At 67.8% G+C, this 24,021-nt stretch carries 23 protein-coding genes; 6 read left to right on the forward strand and 17 right to left on the reverse strand.

Translation table 11 applies throughout. The features are described 5' to 3' along the window. The first annotated feature begins 16 nt into the window (after positions 1-16). The gene (gene dbpA, locus AC13F7_RS06435) at positions 17-1,399 is read left to right on the forward strand and encodes an ATP-dependent RNA helicase DbpA (RefSeq protein ID WP_346470433.1); all 1,383 of its coding nucleotides are present in this window, start codon (positions 17-19) and stop codon (positions 1,397-1,399) included. Positions 1,400-1,503: 104 nt separating this feature from the next. Here dbpA and AC13F7_RS06440 read toward each other — a convergent pair whose 3' ends face one another. Continuing rightward, positions 1,504-2,040: an adenine phosphoribosyltransferase gene (locus AC13F7_RS06440; protein ID WP_123729042.1), complete on the reverse strand. Its 537-nt coding sequence runs from the start codon at positions 2,038-2,040 to the stop codon at positions 1,504-1,506. Positions 2,041-2,304: 264 nt separating this feature from the next. On the opposite strand from AC13F7_RS06440, the gene AC13F7_RS06445 reads away from it, so the two are divergent. Further along, positions 2,305-4,755: a membrane-bound PQQ-dependent dehydrogenase, glucose/quinate/shikimate family gene (locus AC13F7_RS06445; RefSeq protein ID WP_482999617.1), complete on the forward strand. Its 2,451-nt coding sequence runs from the start codon at positions 2,305-2,307 to the stop codon at positions 4,753-4,755. A gap of 95 nt (positions 4,756-4,850) precedes the next feature. Then, positions 4,851-5,705: an IclR family transcriptional regulator domain-containing protein gene (locus tag AC13F7_RS06450; RefSeq protein WP_482999618.1), complete on the forward strand. Its 855-nt coding sequence runs from the start codon at positions 4,851-4,853 to the stop codon at positions 5,703-5,705. A gap of 6 nt (positions 5,706-5,711) precedes the next feature. On the opposite strand, the gene pcaC is transcribed toward AC13F7_RS06450, so the two are convergent. The 15 genes from pcaC to AC13F7_RS06525 all read right to left on the reverse strand — a co-directional run bounded on the left by pcaC (position 5,712) and on the right by AC13F7_RS06525 (position 20,483). Further along, positions 5,712-6,104 carry a 4-carboxymuconolactone decarboxylase gene (pcaC, locus tag AC13F7_RS06455; protein ID WP_482999619.1) on the reverse strand — a complete coding sequence of 131 codons (393 nt, stop codon included), beginning with the start codon at positions 6,102-6,104 and terminating at the stop codon, positions 5,712-5,714. A gap of 49 nt (positions 6,105-6,153) precedes the next feature. Next, positions 6,154-6,930, reverse strand: coding sequence for a 3-oxoadipate enol-lactonase (pcaD, locus tag AC13F7_RS06460; RefSeq protein ID WP_482999620.1), 777 nt, complete (start codon positions 6,928-6,930; stop codon positions 6,154-6,156). Positions 6,931-6,954: 24 nt separating this feature from the next. Next, the gene (locus AC13F7_RS06465; RefSeq protein ID WP_482999621.1) at positions 6,955-8,298 is read right to left on the reverse strand and encodes a 3-carboxy-cis,cis-muconate cycloisomerase; all 1,344 of its coding nucleotides are present in this window, start codon (positions 8,296-8,298) and stop codon (positions 6,955-6,957) included. Positions 8,299-8,366: 68 nt separating this feature from the next. Beyond that, entirely contained in the window at positions 8,367-8,930 is a 564-nt protein-coding gene (pcaG, locus tag AC13F7_RS06470) for a protocatechuate 3,4-dioxygenase subunit alpha (protein WP_482999622.1), read from the reverse strand. A 4-nt stretch (positions 8,931-8,934) separates the two neighbouring features. Next, positions 8,935-9,645: a protocatechuate 3,4-dioxygenase subunit beta gene (gene pcaH, locus AC13F7_RS06475; protein WP_482999623.1), complete on the reverse strand. Its 711-nt coding sequence runs from the start codon at positions 9,643-9,645 to the stop codon at positions 8,935-8,937. Between the two features lie 106 nt (positions 9,646-9,751). Beyond that, the gene (gene pcaF, locus AC13F7_RS06480; RefSeq protein ID WP_482999624.1) at positions 9,752-10,966 is read right to left on the reverse strand and encodes a 3-oxoadipyl-CoA thiolase; all 1,215 of its coding nucleotides are present in this window, start codon (positions 10,964-10,966) and stop codon (positions 9,752-9,754) included. Position 10,967: 1 nt separating this feature from the next. After that, on the reverse strand, positions 10,968-11,615 hold the full coding sequence (locus AC13F7_RS06485; protein ID WP_482999625.1) for a 3-oxoacid CoA-transferase subunit B: 648 nt from the start codon (positions 11,613-11,615) through the stop codon (positions 10,968-10,970). After that, positions 11,612-12,301 (reverse strand): 3-oxoacid CoA-transferase subunit A, encoded by a 690-nt coding sequence (locus AC13F7_RS06490; RefSeq protein ID WP_123729033.1) that lies wholly within the window; start codon positions 12,299-12,301, stop codon positions 11,612-11,614. Before AC13F7_RS06490 ends, AC13F7_RS06485 begins: the two co-directional genes overlap by 4 nt. 150 nt (positions 12,302-12,451) lie before the next feature. Continuing rightward, positions 12,452-13,771 (reverse strand): MFS transporter, encoded by a 1,320-nt coding sequence (locus tag AC13F7_RS06495; protein WP_482999626.1) that lies wholly within the window; start codon positions 13,769-13,771, stop codon positions 12,452-12,454. A 49-nt stretch (positions 13,772-13,820) separates the two neighbouring features. Continuing rightward, complete coding sequence (gene aroD / locus AC13F7_RS06500; RefSeq protein ID WP_482999627.1) at positions 13,821-14,672, reverse strand: type I 3-dehydroquinate dehydratase; 852 nt, start codon at positions 14,670-14,672, stop codon at positions 13,821-13,823. After that, complete coding sequence (locus tag AC13F7_RS06505) at positions 14,672-15,967, reverse strand: carbohydrate porin (RefSeq protein ID WP_482999628.1); 1,296 nt, start codon at positions 15,965-15,967, stop codon at positions 14,672-14,674. Before AC13F7_RS06505 ends, aroD begins: the two co-directional genes overlap by 1 nt. 20 nt (positions 15,968-15,987) lie before the next feature. Further along, positions 15,988-17,499, reverse strand: a complete 1,512-nt coding sequence (locus AC13F7_RS06510) for a right-handed parallel beta-helix repeat-containing protein (RefSeq protein WP_482999629.1) — start codon at positions 17,497-17,499, stop codon at positions 15,988-15,990. A gap of 317 nt (positions 17,500-17,816) precedes the next feature. Continuing rightward, complete coding sequence (locus AC13F7_RS06515; protein ID WP_482999630.1) at positions 17,817-19,382, reverse strand: protein adenylyltransferase SelO; 1,566 nt, start codon at positions 19,380-19,382, stop codon at positions 17,817-17,819. A gap of 37 nt (positions 19,383-19,419) precedes the next feature. Beyond that, complete coding sequence (locus tag AC13F7_RS06520) at positions 19,420-20,112, reverse strand: glutathione S-transferase family protein (protein WP_482999631.1); 693 nt, start codon at positions 20,110-20,112, stop codon at positions 19,420-19,422. Positions 20,113-20,273: 161 nt separating this feature from the next. Further along, complete coding sequence (locus AC13F7_RS06525; protein WP_017356920.1) at positions 20,274-20,483, reverse strand: cold-shock protein; 210 nt, start codon at positions 20,481-20,483, stop codon at positions 20,274-20,276. Between the two features lie 301 nt (positions 20,484-20,784). Between AC13F7_RS06525 and AC13F7_RS06530 the strand changes: the two genes are divergently transcribed. Beyond that, a complete protein-coding gene (locus tag AC13F7_RS06530) occupies positions 20,785-21,261 on the forward strand; it encodes a YaiI/YqxD family protein (RefSeq protein WP_482999632.1) in 477 nt (158 codons plus the stop codon). 73 nt (positions 21,262-21,334) lie between these two features. Here AC13F7_RS06530 and AC13F7_RS06535 read toward each other — a convergent pair whose 3' ends face one another. Then, entirely contained in the window at positions 21,335-22,219 is an 885-nt protein-coding gene (locus tag AC13F7_RS06535) for a pseudouridine synthase (RefSeq protein WP_482999633.1), read from the reverse strand. A 41-nt stretch (positions 22,220-22,260) separates the two neighbouring features. On the opposite strand from AC13F7_RS06535, the gene AC13F7_RS06540 reads away from it, so the two are divergent. Further along, complete coding sequence (locus tag AC13F7_RS06540; RefSeq protein ID WP_482999634.1) at positions 22,261-22,812, forward strand: YaeQ family protein; 552 nt, start codon at positions 22,261-22,263, stop codon at positions 22,810-22,812. Next, positions 22,809-23,993 carry a BaiN/RdsA family NAD(P)/FAD-dependent oxidoreductase gene (locus AC13F7_RS06545; RefSeq protein ID WP_482999635.1) on the forward strand — a complete coding sequence of 395 codons (1,185 nt, stop codon included), beginning with the start codon at positions 22,809-22,811 and terminating at the stop codon, positions 23,991-23,993. The genes AC13F7_RS06540 and AC13F7_RS06545 overlap by 4 nt, the downstream gene beginning before the upstream one ends. Positions 23,994-24,021: the final 28 nt, after the last annotated feature.

The following is a 24,021-nucleotide window of genomic DNA, read 5'->3' on the forward strand; positions in this document are numbered from 1 at the left end:
TCTGCGACACTACCGCATGTCTGAATTCTCCTCCCTGCCGCTGAAACCAGCGCTGCTGCCCGGCATCGATGCCATGGGCTATACCTCGCTCACCCCCGTGCAGGCCCAGAGCCTGCCGGCCATTCTTGAGCGCCGCGATGTCATCGCACAGGCCCCGACCGGCAGCGGCAAGACCGCCGCCTTCGGCCTGGGCCTGCTGCAGGCGCTGGACCCATCCGTGACCCGCGCCCAGGCGCTGGTGCTGTGCCCGACCCGCGAACTGGCCGACCAGGTCGGCAAGCAGATCCGCAAGCTGGCCACCGGCATTCCGAACCTGAAACTGCTGGTGCTGACCGGCGGCATGCCGCTGGGCCCGCAGCTGGCCTCGCTGGAAGCGCACGACCCGCAGGTCGTCGTCGGTACCCCCGGGCGCATCCAGGAACTGGGCCGCAAGCGCGTGCTGCATCTGGGTGGCGTGACCACCTTGGTGCTGGATGAAGCCGACCGCATGCTCGACATGGGCTTTGAAGAGCCGATCCGCGAGATCGCCGGGCGCACCAGCAAGGACCGCCAGACACTGCTGTTCTCGGCGACCTTCCCGGATGAGATCCGCGAGATCGCCCGCGTGCTGCTGCGCGATCCGGTGGAGGTGACCGTGGAAGGCGCCGATCATGCGCCGGCGATCCGCCATCTGTTCTGCGAGACCGAGCTGGCACTGAAGCAGAAGGCGCTGGCCGGCCTGCTGCTCAAGTACACGCCGGAATCGGCCGTGGTGTTCTGCAACACCCGCCGCGATGTCGACGACGTAGCGATTTCGCTGCAGCAGTTCGGCTTCTCCGCACTGCCGCTGCACGGTGAGATGGAACAGCGCGACCGCGACGAAGTGCTGGTGCGTTTCGCGAACCGCAGCTGCAATGTGCTGGTTGCCAGCGACGTGGCCGCGCGTGGGCTGGATGTGCAGGACCTGGCCGCAGTGATCAATTACGAGCTGCCGACCGATATCGAAACCTACGAGCATCGCGTCGGCCGCACCGGCCGCGCCGGTGCCACGGGCCTGGCGATCAGCCTGGTGACGCATCGCGAGCGCAACCGCGCCGATGCACTGGAGGCCGCACAGGGCAAGCCGCTGGACTGGCAGAAGACGCCGCTGGCCACCGCACGCCCGCCGGTGTTGCCGCAGGCGGCGATGACCACGCTGCGCATCGATGGCGGCAAGACCGACAAGCTGCGCCCGGGCGACATCCTCGGCGCACTGACCGGCGATGCCGGGCTGGCGGCCAAGTACATCGGCAAGATCGACATCTACGCCACGCGCTCGTACGTGGCCATCGCGCGCGAACATGCGGGCCGGGCAATCGCCCAGCTGGAGGCCGGCAAGATCAAGGGTCGTCGGTTCCGCGTCCGCAAGATGGATGTCTGAGCGGGAGAGCCGACCGCTGGTCGGCTCCCCTTTCGTCGCGACGTCTGAGGTGCCGGCCAACGGCCGGCACTACCAGGGGCGGTAGGCCCGCGCGGAGTCCCGGCTCAATAGACCAGGTTGGCCAGCAGGGGGACGTCATCCGTCCAGCGGTCGCGGCCACCGAGGCCGGCCAGCTCCACCAGCACCGCCGCACCGACCACTTCGACCTGCAGCTGACGCGCCAGCGACAACGCTGCCAGCAAGGTGCCGCCCGTGGCGAGCACATCATCGATCACCAGCACGCGTGCGCCGGCCGGCAAGGCATCAGCGTGCACCTCAATGCTGTCGGTGCGGTATTCCAGGGTGTAGTCCTGGCGCAGCACCTTGCCGGGCAGCTTGCCCGGCTTGCGCACCGGCACGAAGCCCACGCCCAGCACCCGCGCCATGGCCGCGCCGAGGATGAAGCCGCGCGACTCGATCCCCATGACCGCCTGCAGGTTGGCATCGCGCCAGGGCGCGACCATCGCATCGATGGCGGCCGCGAAATCCGGGCCGTCGGCGAGCAGCGGCATGATGTCCTTGAACAGGATGCCCGGCTTGGGGAAATCGGCGATGTCGCGCAGGCGGCCGGCCCAGGCGGGCGTGGCGGAAGACTCGGTCATGGGTCTGGAAACAAACAGGGTGGCATAGGGTAAACGCTTCGGCGGGGGCCTGCAGATCCCCGGCACCAGGGCATTGCTGCGTTCCCGCCATGCGTTGATCCGCTCACCTCGAATTCGCACACCCGTGCGATAATCGCCCTAACTGGTTGTTCACCCCGCTTCCGCGATAAGCAGCGAAGCGACCAACGGTCCCCGCCACGCACGGCGCGCGCGGGCCTGTCCGGTGCCGGTCGGCACCGGATTTCCTGTAGAGGTTCATGCAACGTGGACAAGAACACGAAACCGTCGGCCCTGGGCCGCACTCTGCTGGTCCTGCTTGGCATCGTGGTGATGCTGTTCGGGCTGGCGTTGCTGGTAGGCGGCGTCCGCCTGGTCCAGCTCGGCGGCAGCTGGTATTTCCTGCTGATGGGCGGCGCATCGCTGCTGGCCGGTCTGCTGCTGGTCCTGCGGCGGCCGATGGGCGCGGCACTGTACGCGGCGGCCTTCATCGCCACCGTGGTGTGGGCGCTGGCCGATGCCGGGCTGGAATTCTGGCCCCTGGTCTCGCGACTGGTCATGCCGGCGGTGCTGGCGATGCTGGTGGCACTGGCCTGGCCGGCACTCAAGCGCGGCCGTGGGCGGCCCGCCGGGCGCTCGGCGTATGCCGTCGCGGCGCTGCTGCTGGTCGGTCTGCTGGGCACGGCGGTCTCCGCCTTCCAGCCGCGCCCGGTCGTCACCGCCCAGGGCGCACGCCCGGCCGTGGTGCCGGTGGCCAAGGGCAGCGAACAGCGCGACTGGATGCATTGGGGCAACACCACCGCCGGCACCCGCTTCGCCGCGCTGGACCAGATCACACCCGCCAATGTGGCGCAGCTGCAGGTCGCCTGGACCGCACACACCGGCGATGTGCCCCAGAGCGATGGCTTCGGTGCCGAAGACCAGCTCACGCCACTGCAGATCGGTCAGACCCTGTATCTGTGCACGCCCCACAACCGGGTGATCGCGATGGATGTGGACAGCGGCCAGCAGCGCTGGGCGTTCGACCCCAAGGCCACTGCACCGAACTGGCAGCGTTGCCGGGGGCTCGGCTACTTCGATGCCGCGCTGCCGTTGAACGGCGTGCCCACTGTGGCGGCGGCCGCATCGTCCGAAACCGCTTCGCCTGCAGCACCACAGGCACCCTCCGCTGCCGTGACCGCCACAACACCGGCGATCTGCGAAAAGCGCATCCTGATGACCTCGATCGACGCCCGCCTGTTCGCGCTGGATGCCGCCACCGGCGCACCGTGCACCGATTTCGGCGACAACGGCGTGGTCGACCTCAAGCGCGGCATGGGCGAGATCAAGCCCGGCTTCTACACCCTCACTGCCGCGCCGCTGGTGGCCGGTGAGCTGGTGATCGTGGGCGGCCGCGTGGCCGACAACATCGAGGTCGGTGAACCGTCCGGTGTGGTGCGCGCCTACAACGTGCGGACCGGTGCACTGGCATGGGTCTGGGACCTGTCCAAGGAAACCCCGGACGTGCCGCTGGATCCCTCGATCCATTACACCCGGGCCACGCCCAATGTATGGACCTCGATGGCCTATGACCCGCAGTTGGGCCTGGTCTATCTGCCCACCGGCAATACCACGCCTGACCAGTGGGCCGGCGAGCGCACCCCGCAGGATGACAAGTACAGCTCGGCGGTGGTGGCGCTGGATGTGGCCACCGGCAAAGAGCGCTGGGTGTACCAGACCGTGCATCACGATCTGTGGGATTACGACCTGCCCGCGCAGCCGACCTTGACCGACGTACCCGATGGCAAGGGCGGCACCCTGCCCGCCCTGCTGCAGATCACCAAGGCCGGGCAGGTGTTCATGCTCAACCGCGCCACCGGCCAGCCGATCACCGAGGTGCGCGACATCAAGGCGCCGCAGGGCAAGGCTGACGGTGAGCGCTACTCGCCGACGCAGCGCCTGTCGGTCGGCCTGCCGCAGATCGGTGCGCAGACCCTGACCGAATCGGACATGTGGGGCGCCACGCCGATCGATCAGATGCTGTGCCGCATCCAGTTCAAGGGCTTCCGTTACGAGGGCATGTTCACCCCGCCGGGCGAAGACCTCGCGCTGCAGTGGCCCGGTTCGCTGGGCGGCATGAACTGGGGCAGCGCATCGGTGGATCCGACCACCGGCTACCTGTTCGTCAACGACATGCGCCTGGGCCTGTGGACCAAGCTCATTCCGCGCGCGCAGATGACCGAAGGCGCAGGCGGTGTGGAGATGGGCGCGGCCTCGCAGACCGGCACACCGTATGGCTCCCTGCGGGATCGCTTCCTGTCCAAGCTGGGCATCCCGTGCCAGAAGCCGCCGTTCGGCACGATGTCGGCGATCAACCTGGCCACCCACGAACTGGTGTGGCAGGTGCCGGTCGGTACGGTGAAAGACACCGGACCGATGGGCATCAAAATGCGCCTGCCGATTCCGATCGGCATGCCGACGCTTGGCGGTTCGCTGGCCACGCAATCGGGATTGCTGTTCTTCGCCGGTACCCAGGATTACTACCTGCGCGCCTATGACAGCCGCACCGGCGAAGAGGTATGGAAGGCCCGCATGCCGGTGGGCAGCCAGGGCACGCCGATCACCTATGTGTCGCCGAAAACCGGTCGCCAGTACGTGGTGATTTCGGCTGGCGGTGCACGTCAGTCGCCGGATCGCGGTGACTACGTGATCGCCTACGCGCTGCCGGCGACGCGCTGAGCCCCACGCGCCACGGTCACTGACCGTGGCGCGGCGGCTTCGCTTCGCTGCGTGCAGCCCTTACCATGCACGATCACCGAGTACGAAGCACCGCCATGTCTGCCGCACCTCCCAGCCGTCGTCCCCAGCGCGCCCCTGCCCCACCGCAGGATCGCGGGCTCAGCCACGAGCTGATGCAGCAGATCCAGGACAATCAGGGCGATCCGGATTTCATGACCTCCCTTGGCCGTGGCCTGGTGGTGCTGAGTGTGTTTTCGCAGCACCCGCGCGAAGTGACGATGTCGCAGATCAGCACCGAGACCGGCATCTCGCGGGCGGCGGTGCGTCGCGTGCTGTATACGCTGGAGAAGCTGGGCTACGTGGGCGAACAGGGCCGTGGCTTCGTGCTGCTGCCGCGCGTACTCGGCATCGGTGGCGCTTATGTCGCCTCCTCGTCGATGACGGCCGCCGCACAGCCCGTGCTGGATGCCCTTCGCGACGACGTACATGAGTCCTGCTCGCTGGGCGTGCTCGATGGTGACGACGTGCTGTATGTGGCCCGCGCCGAGACCGTGCGGATCATGTCGATCGGCCTGCGTGCCGGCAGTCGCCTGCCGGCGTACTGCACCTCGATGGGCCGCGTGCTGCTGGCAGCGTTGCCGCGCGACACGCTGGAAAGTTATCTGGAACGCAATCCGCTGCGCCCGCGTACCGAGCGTACCGTGACCCGCATGGAGGACTTCCTCGACATGCTGGATCGCGTGCGCCGCGAAGGCGTTTCACTGGTGGACCAGGAGCTGGAGATCGGGCTGCGCTCGATCGCCGTGCCGGTGCATGCGCGCAATGGCACCGTGGTGGGCGCGCTCAACATCGGCACCCAGGCCGGACGGATCAGCCTGGGCGTGATGCAGTCGCAGCTGCTGCCGCGGCTGCGCGAAGCGGCGCAGCGCCTGGGCAACCTGCTGCACTGACGCAACTCAGCCGGCGTGTTCGCCGGCCTGCTCTTCGAGGATCGGCTTGGCCAGCGCGAAGGCGTGGTTGGCGGCGGGCACGCCGCAGTAGATCGCCGCCTGCAGCAGCGCTTCCTTGATCTGCTCCGGGGTGACGCCGTTGTTGCGGGCGGCGCGGATGTGCAGCTTGAACTCTTCGTCGTGGCCCAGCGCCACCATCATCACGATGGTCAGCAGCGAACGCGTGTGCCGCGGCAGGCCATCCCGGGTCCAGACCGTACCCCACGCGGTTCGCGTGATGAACGCCTGGAACTCCTCGGTGAAATCAGTGCGTGCCTGCAGCGAGCGCTCCACGTGCGCTTCGCCGAGCACGGCGCGGCGTACCGCCAGGCCAGCTTCGTAACGTTCCTGTTCGTCCATTGTGGGGTGCTCGTTCTGAGGTGGGGGCGTGCCGACCATCGGTGGCGCGCTAGCGAAGGTGGGCGGCGAGCGCTGCGGTGAACGCGTCGGCCGATTCGATGTTGCAGATGTGGCGCCCGGGCACTGCGATGGAATGGCCATCGGCCACGCCCTGCGCGATCGCATCCAGATCCGCCGGTGGGCACACCGGGTCGTCGTCGCCGGCGATCGCCAGGGTCGGCACGGTGATGCGCTCGAGTTGGTCACGGAAATCGGCCGTGGCCACGGCATGGCAGCAGCCGACGTAGCCGTCCACGTCCGTAGCGACAAAGCGCTGCAGGACCTCCTCCACCAAGGCGGGCTCGGCCTGGGCAAACGCCGGGGTGAACCAGCGCTCGGCCGTTCCCTCGCGCAGCGGCAGCAGGCCATCGCGTTGCACCTGGGCAATGCGCGCAGTCCAGCTGTCCAGCGTGCCGATCTTCGCGGCCGTGGCGGCCACCGTCAGCGTGTGCAGGCGCTCACTGACGTACACGCCCAGCCACTGGCCGGTCAGGCCGCCGATGGAAAGCCCGCAGAAATGGCTGCGCTGCACGCTCAGGTGATCCCACAGTGCAACGACGTCTGCACCCAGCTCCGCCACGCTGTACAGACCGGGCGGTGTGCTGGACTGACCATGCCCGCGGCGGTCGTAGCGCAGGATGCGGAACTGCGTCGACAACGCCTCGACCTGCCGGTCCCACATGTGCAGGTCGGTGCCCAGCGAGTTGCAGAACGTCAGCCATGGCGCCTGGACCGGTCCATCTATGCGGTAATGCAGGCGGTGCGAGTCCAGCTCAAGAAACGGCATGCAACACTCCAGGAAAAAGAAGGATCAACGCTGTGCCAGCACGCGGTTGATCCAGGTATCGGCCATGCCGCGCCAGCTGTCCGGTGCGAACAGAGCCTCCAGTTGCGTCAGCGACAGCTGCGCGGTCACCTCGGGCATCTGCGCCAGTACCTCACGCAGGTGCCGCGATTGGGCCAGCGCCTGGCGTGCGGCCTGTTCCACCAGCGCGTGCGCGGCGGATTTGCCCAGCGTCTCGGCCAACGTCACCGCCACCGCCTCGGCGTAGAGCAGACCGCCGTGGCTGTCCAGGTGCTCCTGCATGCGGGCACGGTCCAGCTGCAGCCCCTGCACCACTACGGTGACCTGGGCCAGGCTTCCAGCGCATAGGCGCACGATCTCCGGCACGGTTTCCCACTCGGCATGCCACTGCCCTGCCGCGCGCTCGTGCGGCTGCGGCATCGCCGCGAACAAGGTGGACACCAAGCCCGGCACCCGGCTGGCCGCAGCGATCGCCGCGACGCAGCCGACCGGGTTGCGCTTGTGCGGCATGGCGGAGGAGCCGCCCTTGCCCTCAGCGGCCGGCTCGAACGCTTCGGCCACCTCGGACTGCATCAGCAGCACGATATCGGTGGCGATCTTGCCCAGCGTGCCGGTCAACAGGGCGAACACGCCGCCGAACTCGGCAACGCGGTCGCGCGCGGTGTGCCAGGGCAAAGCCGGCACCGGCAACTGAAGTTCCTCGCCCAGGGCCTGCGCCACGTCCAGCCCGCGCGTCTGCAGCGACGCCAACGTTCCGGCGGCGCCGCCGAACTGCAGCACCAGCGTATCGGCACGCAACGCCTGCAGGCGACGCTGGCTGCGCTGCAGCGCATCGAGCCAGCCCGCGGCCTTCAAGCCGAACGTCACCGGCACCGCCTGCTGCAACAGCGTGCGGCCGGGCAAGCCGGTATCGCGCTCGGCATCGGCCAACGCGGCCAGGGCATCGCACAGCACCTGCAGACGATCCTGTACCCACGTCAATGCGGTACGCAGCTGCAGCACTGAACCGGTGTCGATGATGTCCTGGCTGGTCGCGCCCCAATGCACCCAGCGCGCGGCCTCGGCACTGTTCCGCCCGACCTGCGCGGTCAACGCCTTGACCAGTGGAATGGCCGGATTGCCGGCCAGCGCGGTGGCCCGGCCCAGCGCCGGCACTTCGTACCGCTCGGCCCGGCAGGCCGCTTCGATCGGACCCAGCGCGTTCGCCGGGATCACCCCACAGCGCACCTGCGCCCGCGCAAGCGCGGCCTCAACATCGAGCATCGCCTGCAGCCGCGCGGTGTCGGTGAACACCGCATCGACCTCCGGCGCACCGAACAGGCCACCGAGCAGGGAGTAGGAATCGCTCATCACGCGCCATCCATTCACAGTAGGAACCAGCTTACCCGCGCCAGGTTGGCGCAACGTGCAGGCCCGGATCAGTAATCGAAGAAGACCGTTTCGTGTTCGCCCTGCATGCGCACGTCCCAGTGGTACAGGCCATTGCCCTGCGCCTGTGCGATGAGGGTGGCGCGACGCTCGGCCGGCACCAGCGCCAGGATCGGATCCTCGGCGTTGCCGGGCGCGTCGCTGAAATACAGGCGCGCACTGGCCGCCCGCAACAGACCACGCATGAAGACCAGCACCATCAGGTGCGGCGCCTGTGCCTGCCCGCCGGGCCCTGCGACGCTGCCGGGGCGCACGGTGGTGAAGGCGAAGCGCCCCTGCTCATCGGTCGGCACTCTGCCCCACCCGGCAAACGCCGGATCATGATCGGCATGCCGCGGGTCCTCCGGGTGCGCATAGATGCCCTGTGCATCGGCCTGCCAGATTTCCAGCACGGCATCGGAGACCGGTACGCCCAGGCCGTCGAACACCTGCCCCTGCACCTGCACGCGCTCACCCTGCGCCTGTGCCGGCGCGATATCGGTGCGGTACAGCGGTTCCAGGCCCAGACGGTAGTACGGGCCTACGGTTTGCCATGGAGTGGATTGGAAACTCATCTGCTTACTCCCACACGGTCATCTTGCGACCACGCAAGACGATGTCGAAACGATAACCCAGCGCGAATTCGTTCTCGGTGTTTTCCCAATCGAACGAGGACACCATGCGCGCACGCGCCTTGGCATCGTCCACGCAGTTGTAGATCGGATCGAACTCCAGCAGCGGATCGCCGGGGAAGTACATCTGCGTGACCAGACGCTGGCCGATACCTTCGCCATGCAGCGAAAAATGGATGTGCGCCGGCCGCCACGCGTTGAAGTGGTTGCGCCACGGATACGCGCCCGGCTTGATGGTGGTGAAGCGGTAACGGCCGTGTTCGTCGGTGAGCACCTGGCCGGTGCCGATGAAGTTGGGGTCCAGCGGTGCGTCGTGCTGGTCGCCCTTGTGCAGGTAACGGCCGGCGGCGTTGCACTGCCACACCTCGACCACGCGATTGCGGACCGGGCGGCCGTTCTCATCCAGCACACGGCCACTGACCACGATGCGCTCGCCCAGCGGCTGGCCCTTGAAGCCGGCGGTCAGATCGGCCGCATGCTTGCCCAGGGTGATGCGGTCCAAGGTGGGGCCGGTCACTTCGGACAAGGTGGCCGGGATCCGGATCGGATCGCGACCGGGGCCGCGCAGGCGCGTGGACGCATACGGCAGATGGATGCGGTCCGGCTGGGAGCCGGGATACGGCCTGCGGTAACCGCGCAGGTCAGTGGGATCGCTCATGGCGTACTCCGATTGGCGGGCGGCCGGACGACCGCGGCTGTGGTGCTACGGCACGCTGCCACGCGGGGGCGACAGCGGCCGTGAAGCGGAAAAAAGGAAGACGGATTCAGACGCGTTCGATCGCCAGCGCCACGCCCTGGCCGACACCGATGCACATGGTGGCCAGGCCACGTCGGCCACCGCTGGCCTCCAGCTGACGCATCAGGGTGAGCGCGAGCCGCGCCCCGCTCATCCCGAGCGGATGACCGATCGCGATGGCGCCGCCGTTGGCGTTGACGTGCGCGGCATCGTCGGGGAGCCCGAACTCGCGCAGGCAGGCCAGCCCCTGCGAGGCGAACGCCTCGTTGAGTTCGATCGCGTCGAAATCGGCGATGTCCAGCCCGAGCCTCGCCAGCAGGCGCCGCGTGGCCGGCACCGGGCCCATGCCCATGATCGCCGGCTCCACGCCCGCGCTGGCAAACCCGAGGATGCGCGCACGCGGGGTCAGACCCAGCGCCTGCACCTGCGCACCGGAGGCCAGCAGCAGCGCAGCGGCCCCATCGTTGATACCCGAGGCATTGCCGGCGGTGACGGTACCGGGCTGACGGAACAGCGGCTTGAGCTTGCCCAGCGCCTCGATCGTGGTATCGGCACGCGGGTGTTCGTCGTGCTCCACGCGCACGCTCTCGCCGCGCTTGCGGCCCGGCGCATCCACCGCGACGATCTCGCCCTCGAAGAAACCGCGCTGCTGGGCCGCGGCGGTGCGCTGCTGGCTGCGCAGCGCGAATGCATCCTGGTCCTCGCGCGAAATCGCGTAGCGCTCGGCGACGTTCTCCGCGGTCTGGCCCATGGTGTCCACGCCGTGCAGCTCGCGCAGCCTGGGGTTGATGAAGCGCCAGCCCATGGTGGTGTCCTCCAGGGTTTGATCGCGTGCGAACGCGGCACCGGGCTTGCCCATCACCAGCGGCGCGCGCGACATCGATTCGACCCCGCCGGCGATGGCCAGCCCGAGTTCGCCGGCGGCAATGCCGCGGGCCACCGTGCCGATCGCATCCAGGCCCGACCCACACAACCGGTTGACGGTGCTGCCCGGCACGTTGACCGGCAAGCCGGCCAACAGCAGGCTCATCCGCGCCACGTTGCGGTTGTCTTCGCCGGCCTGGTTGGCACAGCCCAGGTAGACCTCCTCGATCAGCGCCGGGTCCAGCTGCGGGTTGCGTGCCAGCAGCGCTTTGATCGGGAGCGCGCCCAGGTCGTCGGCCCGGATGCCGGACAGGGCGCCGGCGTAGCGGCCGATCGGGGTGCGGATACCATCGACGATATAGATGTCCTGCAAGGTCATGTCAGGCTCCTTCACTCATCTGCAGCGGCAAGCCGGTCAGCTCGCGCAGCTGCGCCAGCGTCACCCCGTCGACCATCTCCAGCACGGTCGCGCCGTCCTTGCCCAGGTCGAACACGGCGACATCGGTATAGACCCGCGAGACGCAGCGCAGGCCGGTCAGCGGATAGCTGCACGCGGCCACCAGCTTGCTCTGCCCCTGCTTGGTCAGCAGGTCCATCATCACGAACACCTGCTTGGCACCGATGGCCAGATCCATCGCGCCGCCCACCGCCGGGATCGCATCGGCCGCACCGGTGCTCCAGTTGGCCAGGTCGCCCTGCGCCGATACCTGGAACGCACCGAGCACGCAGATGTCCAGGTGGCCGCCACGCATCATCGCGAACGAATCGGCATGGTGGAAATAGCAGCCGCCGGTCAGCAGCGTCACCGGCTGCTTGCCGGCGTTGATCAGGTCCGGATCCTCCTCACCGGGTGCCGGCGCAGGGCCCATGCCCAGCAGCCCGTTCTCCGACTGCAGGAAGATCTCCTTGTCGGCCGGCAGGAAGTTGGCCACCGTGGTCGGCAGCCCGATGCCCAGATTGACGTAGGCACCTTCCGGGATGTCACGCGCAACGCGCGCGGCCATCTGGTCGCGGCTGAGGCGGTTCATGCGCGGTCTCCTGCAGTGGTCGACGCGGGCAGTTCGACCACCCGCTGGACGAAGATGCCCGGGGTCACCACGGCCTCGGGATCGAGTTCCCCCAAGGGCACGACCGATTCCACCTGCACGATCGCACAGCGCGCGGCCATCGCCATCAGCGGGCCGAAATTGCGCGCGGTCTTGCGGTAGACCAGGTTGCCCCAGCGATCGCCGTGATGCGCCTTGATCAGCGCGAAGTCGGCATGCAGCGGGTACTCAAGCACGTAATGGCGACCGTCGATCTCGCGGGTTTCCTTGCCCTGCGCAAGCTCGGTGCCGTAGCCGGTGGGGGTGAAGATCGCCCCCAGTCCCGACCCGGCCGCATGGATGCGCGCAGCCAGATTGCCCTGTGGCACCAGTTCCAGTTCGATCTCGCCGGCGCGGTACGCCGCATCGAAATGCTGCGAATCGGACTGACGCGGGAACGAACAGATGATGCGACGCACGCGCTTGTGCTGGATCAGCGCGGCCAGCCCGCTGTCACCGTTGCCGGCGTTGTTGTTGATGATGGTCAGCCCGCGCGCGCCCTGCGCGATCAAGGCATCGATCAGCGCGTCAGGCATGCCGGCGGTACCGAACCCGCCGATCATCACCGTTGCGCCGTCGTGGATATCGGCCACCGCTGCGTCAGCGCTGGCCACGGTCTTGTCGATCACTGCATTGCTCCTTGCCACGCACTGCGATGCGCGGCCACGTGCGGGAAGACTCTGGAAGGGACCATGGTGCGGAGCGCGCGTCGCGCGGTCAATCCGATATTCGGCCACTTGATTCGATAATCGCACACCATTGCGGTTCTCCGGGTGGGCTCAGGTACGCGTCTGGCCAACGCCCACGCGCAGCCCCAGGCAGGCCCATGCGGCGAGGGCCAGCGGCAGCGCGCACAGCACGTACAGTGCTGCCGGCGACCAGCCCGCATCGACCAGCAGGCCCACGCTCAACGGCGAAAGAATCGCGCCGACGCGCCCGATGCCGATCGCCCAGCCGAGCCCCGTGGTGCGTACGTCCGCCGCGAATACCACTGGCGCGGCGGCATACAGGCCGGCCATCGCGCCGAACAACGCTGCGCCGATCACGAAGGCGATCGGGAACGCGATCTCCAGGCGGGTGTTGAAGCCGGCGAACAGCAGCATCGCCAGCATGGCCAGCACCAGGCTGGCGGCCGTCAGCCGCGACAGTGCCCAGCGCGAGGCAAGCCAGCCGAACAGACTGCCGCCGACAATGCCTCCGAGGTTGAGCAGCACGCCACCGGTGATGCCCTGCTGCGCCGAGACGCCGGCGGAGACCAGCAGCTTCGGCGTCCAGCTCAGCACGAAGTAGAACGCGAACATGTGCAGGAAGAAGGCCATCGCGATAAGCACCGCCACCCGGCGCAGGTCGCCCACGAACAGCGCCGCGTAGCCTTTGCGCCCATCCGCGCGCACGGGTACCGGTGGCAGTGCCTGCAAGGCCGGCATGCGCATGCGCGCCAGCAGCGCATTGAGCCGCGGCAACGCATCTTTCGGCCGTCGCGCCACCAGGAAATCCAGCGATTCGGGCAGGCAGGCGAGCACTAGCGGAATGCACAGCAGCGAGGCACCGGCACCGATCAGGAACACGCTATGCCAGCTGAAGTGTTCCAGCATCCACGCGGCCAGCAGGCCGCCGAGGGTGGCCCCGATGGGATACCCGGTCGCCTGCATCGCCACCGCCGTGCTGCGCCATTTCGCATTGGCATACTCGGCCGTGATCACCCCTACCCCGGCCAGCATGCCGCCGATGCCGATACCGGTGAACACACGCAGTGCGGCGAGCTGCCAAGCGTTGGCGGCCAGCGCGGATGCGGCCATGCCCACGGTCAGGATCACAAGGCAGAGCATGATCATCGGCCGGCGACCCCAGCGGTCGGCCAGCGGTGCGAGCAGGAACGAGCCCAACGCCATCCCGACCAGACCGGCACTGAGCATGATGCCCAACACCCCGCCCGACAGCCCCCAGTCGGCCGATACGTGCGGCGCCGTGAACGCCATCACCATCACATCGAAGCCATCGAGCATGTTCAACAGCACGCAGATCGCGATGGCGGTCCACTGGAAGGGACTCATCCGCTCGAGCACGAGCGGGGAAGCGGCGGCGGTGGCATGGCTCATACAAGGTTCCTGCGACAACGTGATGCGAAAGGTGTCCGGCGGGGAGGTCTCAGCGACCGGCCTGGCTGGAGGCATGGATGACCTGGAGCACCGACTGCAGCTGCTCGACCTCGACCTGGCCCGGCGCCGACGGCGTGCCGATCATGCCGAAGGTCAGCGCCTGGCCGAAGGTCTCACCGGCCAGCCGCGAGACCACGCCGGTGCCGCCCATGGACATCGTCAGCAGGGGCTTGCTGGTGCGCTGGCGCACCTGCCAGGTGGCATCCAGGAGGGTAAGTACGTCGCCGGCGTCCTGCGGCATCACCGCGATCTTCAACACATCCGCGCCCATCGCGTCCTGCCGCAGCAGCCGCGCGATGATCTCCTCGCGCGCCGGCGTGGCGTGGAAGTCGTGGCTGGACATCACCACCTTCACACCGGCTTTGTGCGCCTGCGCGACCAGCGCCGCGACCCGAGCCGGATCACGGAACATTTCCACGTCGATCAACTGGGCGACGTCACCGTGCAGCAGCGTGCTGTACAGCGCCGCGTAGTCCGCATCGCTGATCGGCTTGCTGCCGCCTTCGGCCTGGGTACGGAAGGTGACGATCATCGGCTTGCCGTCCAGCGTGCGCGCGATGCGCTTGCCGAGCGCGACCAGCGCCGTGCCATCGGTGGCGATGTCCAGGTAATCGATGCGCCATTCGGCCAGGTCGGTGGAGGGGCTGGCGGCGATCGCGGCGGCCTGCTGCAGCGCCCGTTCGGCGGTGGCGCCGGTGATCGGCACGATGGTGCGCGGCGCGCCTTCGCCGATGCGCAGTGCACCGACCTGCAACGGCGTCACCGCCGGCGGAGCGGCCTGCGCCACGGATGCCACGCCGCCCAGCACGGCAGCCAACAGATAGGGAGTAAACGCGCGCATCAGAAAGTGACCTTGGTCTGTACACCCAACGCCCAGGCGTTGTCGGTGCGGGTATAGGCGAACGTGCCGGGATTGACGATGTACTGCACGTCCGGGCGGATCATCAGCCAGGGCGTGACCTGGATGCTGTAGGACAGTTCGAACAGTTCTTCGGCCTGGCTGAGCTGGTACAGCGGCGAATCGCCCGGTACGCCCATGCCGACGAGATCGGCGCGGCGCGCATCGACCAGGCGGCGGTTGATGTCCGCACCGACGTAACCGAGCGCGATGCTGTCCTGCGCCCGTGAGCCGATGCCCTGGTAGACGCCACCCAGCGCGTACCACCGTCGGATCTGCGCGGTATCGGTATCGGACACCATGTACTGCGCGAACGCGGTCAGTCCGCGCTGCGGATCACCGGCTTCGCGGGTCAAGCGCTGCTCGGCCAGCACGTAGGCGCCGTGGCGTCCCGTGGTCGGCGAGGTATCCAGGCCACGTTGATTGACCCGCGAGGTGTCGTAGTAGCCGCCGAACTTGTACACGCCCGGATGAGTGCCGCCCTTGTCCGGCGTCCAGGTCACTTCCAGCGGGAACAGCGAGCCGGTGGTGCCCGACACGAACGGGCGGAACGCGTTGCGTTCGATGTTGCCGCCGAGGTTCGGGTTGACCTGGAACCACCCGGTGCGCACGTTCAACGCCGGGCTGACCTGCTGGGCCACTTCACCGCCCCAGCGTGCCGTGGGGTAGTTGTACCAGCCGCTGTTGCCGGACATCGCCAGCGGATGCGCGCAGAAGGCCGCGTTGACGAAGTGGGTCAGCAGGCTGTGCAGGCCGAACTGGTTGCCCATTGCGTAATAGCCCAGCTTGAAATACGACTGGCCGGCGTTGAAGGTCTGGTCGTAGCTGGCTTCGGTGAGGCGGGTGTACTGGCCACCGTAGGCTTCCTGGATCGGAAAGCGGTTGCCGACCAGATCGGACGAGGTGCTGTTGCCGCGGCGGTCATTGAGCGTGACGTGGAATGCACCGCCGCTCCAACCGGCCAGCGTGCCCATGTCCAGGTCCACGCCCACGCGCACCTGTTGGGCATAGCGCGCGCCGGTGCGGCCGTAACCGCCGTCGACCACCCCCATCGCTTCGCCGACATAGTCACCGCGGAACCGGATGCCGCGTTCATCCAGCGAGGTGCGGGTGCCGCCCCAATCGCCGGTCAGAGTGGTGCCGTCGTAGCGGTTGGCGGACTGCGCGGCGGCCAGCGCCGGGCACAGCAGCGCCGTGGCGACCAGCGTGGACAGGGAGGTTCGGATCAGGACGGCCATGGGTATCTCTCGAAAGGGGATCAGCGCAGCGACAGCGGTGCGCTGAGAGGCGACGTCGCGCCCAACGCGGAGGTCGCGGTAGCGGTCACGGTGGCGATGTCAGCCGCTTCGCCAGTGGTCGGCAACGCCAGCGTGAAGCGGCCTTGCCCCTGTGCATCGGTGACCGCCTCGACCGTGCCGAGCAGGCGCTCGGCTTCGCGACCCTGCGCGGCGCGGTTGCCGAAGAGCTCCAGCTGATAGCGCTGTGCTGGCATGCCCTGGAAGACACCCTGCACCGTGCGCGCGGCCCCCTTGCCCTGCACGGCCTGCAGCGTCGGCGCGGCCTGGCCGAGATTGGGGGCCGGTTGACACTCGGCCTGCCCCGGCGCGGTGCAGATACGCGCACGCTTGGCCGGATCGTTGTCCACCCCGCGCCCGCGCGAACCGATGAAGCTGGCGTGCTCCAGCCCTGGCACCCCGAACACGATCGCGCCGCGCGGCTGGTCCTTGACGCACGCACCACCGGCTTCACAACGCTCGATCTTCAGCCCGTTGTCGAAGATACGGTTGGCGCTGAAACGATTCGGTGCGCTGACCGGTTGCGGTCGCGCTGCGATGCCGATGCCGTTGCCGGTGATGGTGTTGCCGTCCACCACGTTCCCGCTGCCGGTGATGCTCAGCCCGATCGAATTGCCCGTGAACGTGTTGGCCGCGATGTAGTTGCGGTTGCCCCAGTTGATCTGCAGGCCATCGGAGTAATCGACGAAGCGGTTGCGCACCACGGTGTTGTCGTTGCCCCACAGGATCTCGATGCCCTGCGACGGTTCGGGATTGGCGGCGGTGGACTGGAACAGGTTGTCGGCCACCAGGTTCCAGGCAGCGCCGCGGGTCAGCTCCAGCCCATCGCCGTTGTCCACGAACTGGTTGCGCACGATCCGGTTGTGCACCGTGGTGGTGGCGGTGGACTGGCCCTTGCCGTCGTCACCGGTGAGCATGATGCCGGCACCGCCTTTGTTGGCGACGATGCGGTTGTCGTGGATCTCGCTGTGGCTGCTGCGGTTGATCAGCACGCCGATGCAGAAATTGCGGATCTCCAGCCCCGTCAGTTCCACGCCGCGGGTATCACGCAGCACCAGCCCCGGCAGCGTGGTGGTACGCACGTTGGTACCGGACTGGCCCGGTTCGGCCCCCGGGCAGGCATCGGTGCCGGTGCCGGTGACATAGGCCGAGCCGTCGATGGCCACGTACTGGCCATCGCGCGCCCACGGCGTGCCGACGATCTGCACCGGCCCGACGATCTCCGGCAGCGGCGTGGCCGGACGGATCACGTACGGCGCATTGCCCACCGCGGCTATCTCGATCCGATAGCGCCCGGGCGCCTGGTTGGCGGTGCTGATCGCCCAGCGCAACGAGCCCGGGTTGGCATCATCGGCATAGCGCTCCACCTTCAGCACCTCCAATGGCGTGCGCGCAGGCTCGGCCTGGAAGGCTTGTGCCAGCGACGGCAGCACCGCAAGCAGGGACAGGGAAACAGCAGACAGACGGCAACGCATGCGCATACTCCGCACAGGGAAGGGAACTCCTGCGGTCTTCCCCTGCACCTGGCTTCAGTGCCGTTTCGGCACTGCCCTCGCCCGCCAGAGGTGGATCGCTTGGAACGGGATTGAAAGTAGGTTTATCGCACTGCACCATTCAAGTGCGTTTATCGACTATGCGTGCGATTATCGAACAGCAGCCCTACGACCATTGTCGTAGACGCGCACGCGACGCCGCGCACGGCCCTGCCGCAGCGAGACTGCAACAGCGCATTCATCGATGGGAACGTCTGCGGCGGGCAGCATCCGGAACCGCGCCCGCAGTGACTTACGACTTACGAGCTGCAGGAGAGCATCGAGCAGCCGGCCTTCACCCGCGCCCACTCGGGTCGCTTGGCCGCGAAGTGCTCGCGTCCGGGCTGCACGTCATACGGGCGCCGCAGCACCTCCAGCAGCGTGTGCACGCCACTGAGATCGCCCTGCTCCGCCTGCTCGATCGCCTCCTGGGCCAGCCAGTTGCGCAGCACGTAGACCGGGTTGGCGCGAGCCATCTGCTGCTGACGCGCCTGGGTACTCAGGCCATCGACACGCAGTCTCGCCGCGTACTGCTGCAGCCATGCCTGCAGCGACGGCAGCACCGCGTCGCGACGGGCCGGGCTGTAGAACGCCTCCTCCAGCACCGCCACCGAAGGCGCTGCAGGATCGAGCGCCATCAGCCCACGGAAGGCCAGAGTCATGTCCATCTCGCCCTCGTGCAGAATCTCCAGCCACGCCGCCATCAACGCCACGTCGTCATCGCGGCAGGTGTCCAGGCCCAGCTTCGCGGCGATGTCGGCGCGCTCGCAGTCCGCGTGCACCTGCTGGAAACGCGCCAGCCCGTCATGCAGCGGGGTGACATCCTCGAACAGCGGTGCCAAGGCCTGGGCCAGCCGGGTGAGATTCCAGTACGCCACCTGCGGCTGCGTGCCGAAACGATAGCGTCGGCCCTGCGCGTCGGTGGTGTTGGGGGTCCATTCCGGATCGTAGTCCTCGACCCAGCCGTACGGGCCGTAATCGATGGTGAGCCCGAGGATGGAGAGGTTGTCGGTGTTCATCACGCCATGCACGAAACCGACGCGCATCCAATGCGCGACAAGCACCGCGGTGCGCTCGCAGATTTCGGCAAACCAGCGCGCATGCCGCGCCTCACCCGCCTCTGCCAGCGCAGGAAAATCGCGCGCGATGCAGACATCGGCCAACTGCCCCAGCAACGTCGTGTCACCGCGCGAGGCCGGCAGTTCGAAGCTGCCGAAGCGGATGAACGACGGCGCGACGCGACACACGATCGCGCCGGGTTCGGCTTCAGGGTGACCGTCGTAGAACATGTCGCGCACGACGGCATCGCCGGTGCCGACCAGACTCAGCGCGCGCGTGGTCGGCACGCCGAGGTGATGCATCGCTTCACTGCACAGGAACTCGCGGATGGACGAGCGCAGCACCGCACGCCCGTCGGCGCCCCGCGAGTACGGCGTGCGCCCGGCGCCCTTCAACTGCAGCTCCCAATGCGCACCGTCCGGGGTGAGCAGCTCGCCCAGCGAGATCGCACGGCCATCGCCGAGCTGCCCCGCCCAATGGCCGAACTGATGGCCACCGTAGTTGGCCGCCCACGGTGCCATCCCGGCATACAACGCATTGCCGCCGAACACCCGCGCGAAATCCTCGCTCTGGATCAGGTCCTCGCCCATGCCCAGCAGCGTGGCCACCTCAGGCGAGTAAGCCAGCAGCCGTGGCGCGGCAACCGGCGTCGGCATGACCGAGGACCACGCGGCCTCCCGCACCTCGCGCACGCGCGGGCCGGTTTCCGGGTCGCCGGGCAGGTCACGGATGAAACGGTTATCGAAACGCAGGGGCTGGGTGCTCATAGGCATGAAATGGGGGCAGACCGGCTGCCCCGCAAGTTCAGCGCGAACCGCCGCCGAGGTTCAACGGACCGCCGCGCTCCACCGCACGCTGGTACGCCGGGCGTTGCTCGATCCGCGCCAGGTACGCCTGCAGCCGTGGGTAGGCGGTCATGTCGCCACCGCGCGCGGCGGCGGCCTGGATCGGGAAGCTCATCTGGATATCGGCAGCGGTGAAGCGTTCACCGGCAAACCACGGCGACTGGCCGAGCTCGCGTTCCATCCAGTCCATGTGCAGCTTCACCTGCGGACGCACGAAGCCGTTCAGCGCCTTGTCGGCAATGGAGCGCGCGATCGGCTTGGCGAAGAACGGCATCGGCGCGTTGCGCAGCCGCGAAAACACCAGCGTCATCACCAGCGGCGGCATCGCCGAGCCTTCGGCGTAGTGCATCCAGTAGCGGTAACGCACCCGTTCGGGGGCCTGGGCCGGCATCGGCTCGGGCGAGAGCTGGCGGCCGCTGTCGTAGCGGTCGGCGAGGTATTCCAGGATCGCGCCGGATTCGGCCAGGACCAGCGCATCGTCCTGCAGCACCGGCGATTTTCCCAGCGGGTGCACGTCGCGCAGCGCCTGCGGTGCCAGCCAGGTCTTGGGATCGCGCTGGTAGTTGACGACCTGGTACGGCAGGCCCAGTTCTTCGAGCATCCACAACACGCGCAGCGAGCGCGAGTGGTCCAGATGGTGCACCTTGATCATCGAGGGTTCCGCAGGGTCAAAGCGGCATCGTAACCGGGCGGCCGGCACGATGACGTCTTCAACGTGGTCCGCAGTGGCGAAGGCCGGATCCCGCCCAATAAAAAACGCCGGAAGCTTTCGCTTCCGGCGTTTTAGGCGACCTTACGGTTGCGGGGGGTCGATTAGACCGCCTGCACCTGGTCAGCCTGCATACCCTTCTGGCCCTGCACGGCGACGAACGTCACCTTCTGGCCTTCCTGCAGCGACTTGAAGCCGGTGCCTTGGATCGCGCGGAAATGCACGAAGAGGTCCGGGCCGCTTTCCGGGGTGATGAAGCCGAAGCCCTTGGCGTCGTTGAACCACTTCACGGTGCCCTGCTGACGATCAGACATGTACTAACTCCTGAAACAATAGTTGAAATAATCGCGGCCGCCGCGTATCGGGGCCGAGACTGAGTTGCAGGCGTTGGTAAAGCGGATCGATGAGCAGATCGTGAGATCAACTGCACCAGGCCACGATTCACGGTGACCCTAGCAAACACAGTGTGGGTGACGATACTCGTGTTTTACCGAAAAAGCGATAGCTGGTTGATTCAGCCATCCTCCCCCTCCCGCCTGACAGGACAAGGGGTCGGGCGATCCTACACGAAATCGCACCCCCTATTCAGATTTTTCCTACCTTAAGATCAGCAAAATGACAGACGCACCGACCCCTAAAGTTCACATCTGGGTGGACGCCGACGCCTGTCCGGCGGTGATCAAGGAGATCCTGTTCCGGGCGGCCGAACGTGCCGGAATCGAGATGACCCTGGTCGCGAACCACTGGTTGCGGACCCCTCCCTCCCGTTTCATCCGCTCGATCCAGGTCCCGCCGGGCCTGGATGTGGCCGACAGCGTGATCGTCGAGCGGGTGCAGCCGGGCGACCTGGTCGTCACGCAGGACATCCCGCTGGCGGCCTTGGTACTGGACAAGAAGGCCGTCGCATTGAACCCGCGCGGCGAGCTCTACACCCCCGACAACATGGCCGAGCGGCTGTCGATGCGCAATTTCATGGAGGAACTGCGCGGCTCCGGCATCCACACGGGCGGACCGGCGCCGCTGCATGCGCGCGACAAGCAGGCCTTCGCTGCGCAGCTGGATCGTTGGCTGGCCAAACATTCGGCAAGATGAACGGACGGATGGCGGGTCGAGGGTCCGGCGTGGCGGAGAGTCGCGGCCCGGTAGTGCCGGCCGCCGGCCGGCTCTACAGGCGAAGCGACAGCCCGCTGGTGAACGTGCGCCGCTGCCCGGTCAGCGGGTCATCGAACGTCAATTCCTTCGCCAGTAGTTGCAGCGGCGCGTCCGCCGGCCCATCGGCGAGCAGCTCCGGGTACAGGTCGTCGCCCAGGATCGGCGCGCCCAGCCCCGCCATGTGCACGCGCAACTGGTGCTTGCGGCCGGTGACCGGGTGCAGCCGGTAGTGCCAGGCCGGTCTAATGCCGTCGATCACCTCGATGCGGGTCCGGGCATTGGGCTCACCAGGCACCTCGGCCATGCGGAAGAACGGCTCGCCGGGGGCCAACCGCGTATGGCGCTCCAGCGGGAACGCCAGGTGCGGCAGCGCCGGCGCCAACGCGTCGTACACCTTCTCGATGCGCCGCTCGCGGAACAGTCGCTGGTAGGCATCGCGGGTATCGGGCCGGGTCGAGAACAGCACCAGCCCGGCGGTCAGCCGGTCCAGGCGGTGCAGCGGCACCAGATCCCGGTTGCCGGTGCGCGCCACCAGCCGGGCCAGCAGCGTCTCGCGTACATAAGCGCCGGCAGGGGTGACCGGCAGGAAGTGTGGCTTGTCGGCCACCAGCAGGTGTGCGTCCTGGTGGACGATGGCCTCGGCGAACGGAATCACCGGCTCATCAGCCACTTCACGGAAGTACACGATCTCCAGCCCCACCTGCCAGGCCTGATCCGGCGCGAGCGCCCTGCCCTGCGCGTCCTGCACCCGCCCCCGGGCGAAGCGGTCTGCCCACTGCGCGCGGTCGATGCGCGGAAAACGCGCACACAGCCCCTCCAGCAGGCTTGGCCAGTCGCCGGGGGGCAACTGCAGGCGGCTGGGTGCGGGGGCAGCGAGGATCGGATCGGACGGGCTCATGGCGAACCATTATCATGGCGCTCTTTGTTTCAGGTATCCCCATGGCCCTCACCGCCACCATCCGCAAGGCCGAACTGCAGATCAGCGACATGGACCGCGGCTATTACGCCAGCCATACGCTGACGCTGGCCCAGCACCCGTCCGAGACCGACGACCGCCTGATGGTGCGCCTGCTCACCTTCGCGCTGAACGCCGATGACCGGCTGGAGTTCGGCCGCGGCCTGAGCGTGGACGACGAGCCGGACCTGTGGCGCCGCGACTACACCGGCGACATCGAGCTGTGGATCGAGCTGGGCCAGCCCGACGAGTCGCGCCTGCGCAAGGCCGCCGGTCGTGCGCGTGCGGTGCAGCTGGTCACCTACGGCGGCCGCGCCGCCGACATCTGGTGGGAGCGCAACGCCTCGGCGCTGAAGAAGCTGTCCACGCTGGAGGTCATGGACCTGCCGGGCGAGTTCGTCACCGAATGGGGCGCGCAGATTGAACGCACGATGCAGTGGGACGTGCAGATCCAGGACGGCGAAGTGCAGTTGACGTCCGACAAGGCGCAGCTCAGCGTCATCCCCACCTGGCGCAAGCAGAAGCCGCAGGCGTGAGTGTGATCCGCTGTGATGTGCTGGTCATCGGGGCCGGCGCTGCCGGGCTGATGTGCGCGATGACCGCAGGCAAACGCGGCCGCCTGGTGCAGGTGATCGACCATGCCAACAAGGTCGGCAAGAAGATCCTGATGTCCGGCGGCGGGCGCTGCAACTTCACCAATACCGGCACCACGGCGGCCAACTTCCTGTCGGCCAATCCGCACTTCTGCAAATCCGCGCTGGCGCGCTATACCCCGTGGCATTTCATCGAGATGGTGGAGCGGCACGGCATCGCGTATCACGAAAAAGAGCTGGGCCAGCTGTTCTGCGACATCTCCTCCAAGCAGATCGTGAAGATGCTGGTGGACGAATGCCAGGCCGCCGGCGTGCAGATCCGCACCGACTGCGGGGTACAGAAGGTGGAGCGCGGCGCGGACGGCTTCCACGTGCACACCGCCCAGGGGCACTTCCATGCCGCATCGCTGGTGGTGGCCACGGGTGGTCTGTCGATCCCGAGCATGGGCGCGACCGGCTTCGGCTATGAACTGGCCCGCCAGTTCGGCCATGAGGTCCTGCCGACCCGCGCCGGGCTGGTGCCGCTCACCCTCAGCGGCAAGCACCAGGAGCGCTTCAACGACCTCAGCGGGGTGGCGCTGCCGATCGCGGCGCGCTGCAACGACGTCGAGTTCCGCAATTCCATGCTGATCACCCACCGCGGCATCAGCGGTCCGGCCATCCTGCAGATCTCCTCCTACTGGCAGCCGGGCGACGAGCTGCGGCTGGACCTGCTGCCCGGGCAGGACGCGCTGGAGTGGCTGCGCCGGATGAAGGCCGAGCGCGGTGCCGCCGAGCTGCGCACGGTGCTGTCGGAGGTGTTGCCGCGGCGGTTGGCGCTGCGCCTGTGCCAGCACTGGCTGCCGGACCGGCTGGTGCGCCAGATCGATGAGCCCCAGCTGCGCCAGGCCGCCGAAGTGCTGCAGAATTTCCCGCTGGTGGCCAGCGGCACCGAAGGATACCGTACCGCCGAGGTGACGCTCGGCGGGGTCGACACCCGCAAGGTGTCCTCCAGCACCTTTGAATCGCAGCTGGTTCCGGGCCTGCACTTCATTGGGGAAGTGCTGGACGTGACCGGCTGGCTGGGCGGCTACAACTTCCAGTGGGCGTGGGCCTGCGGCCATGCCGCGGGCAGCGTGGCCTGAGCCGGAACGAACGTTCCGTGATCGGCTA

This window comes from Stenotrophomonas sp. K-6, from assembly GCF_056861555.1.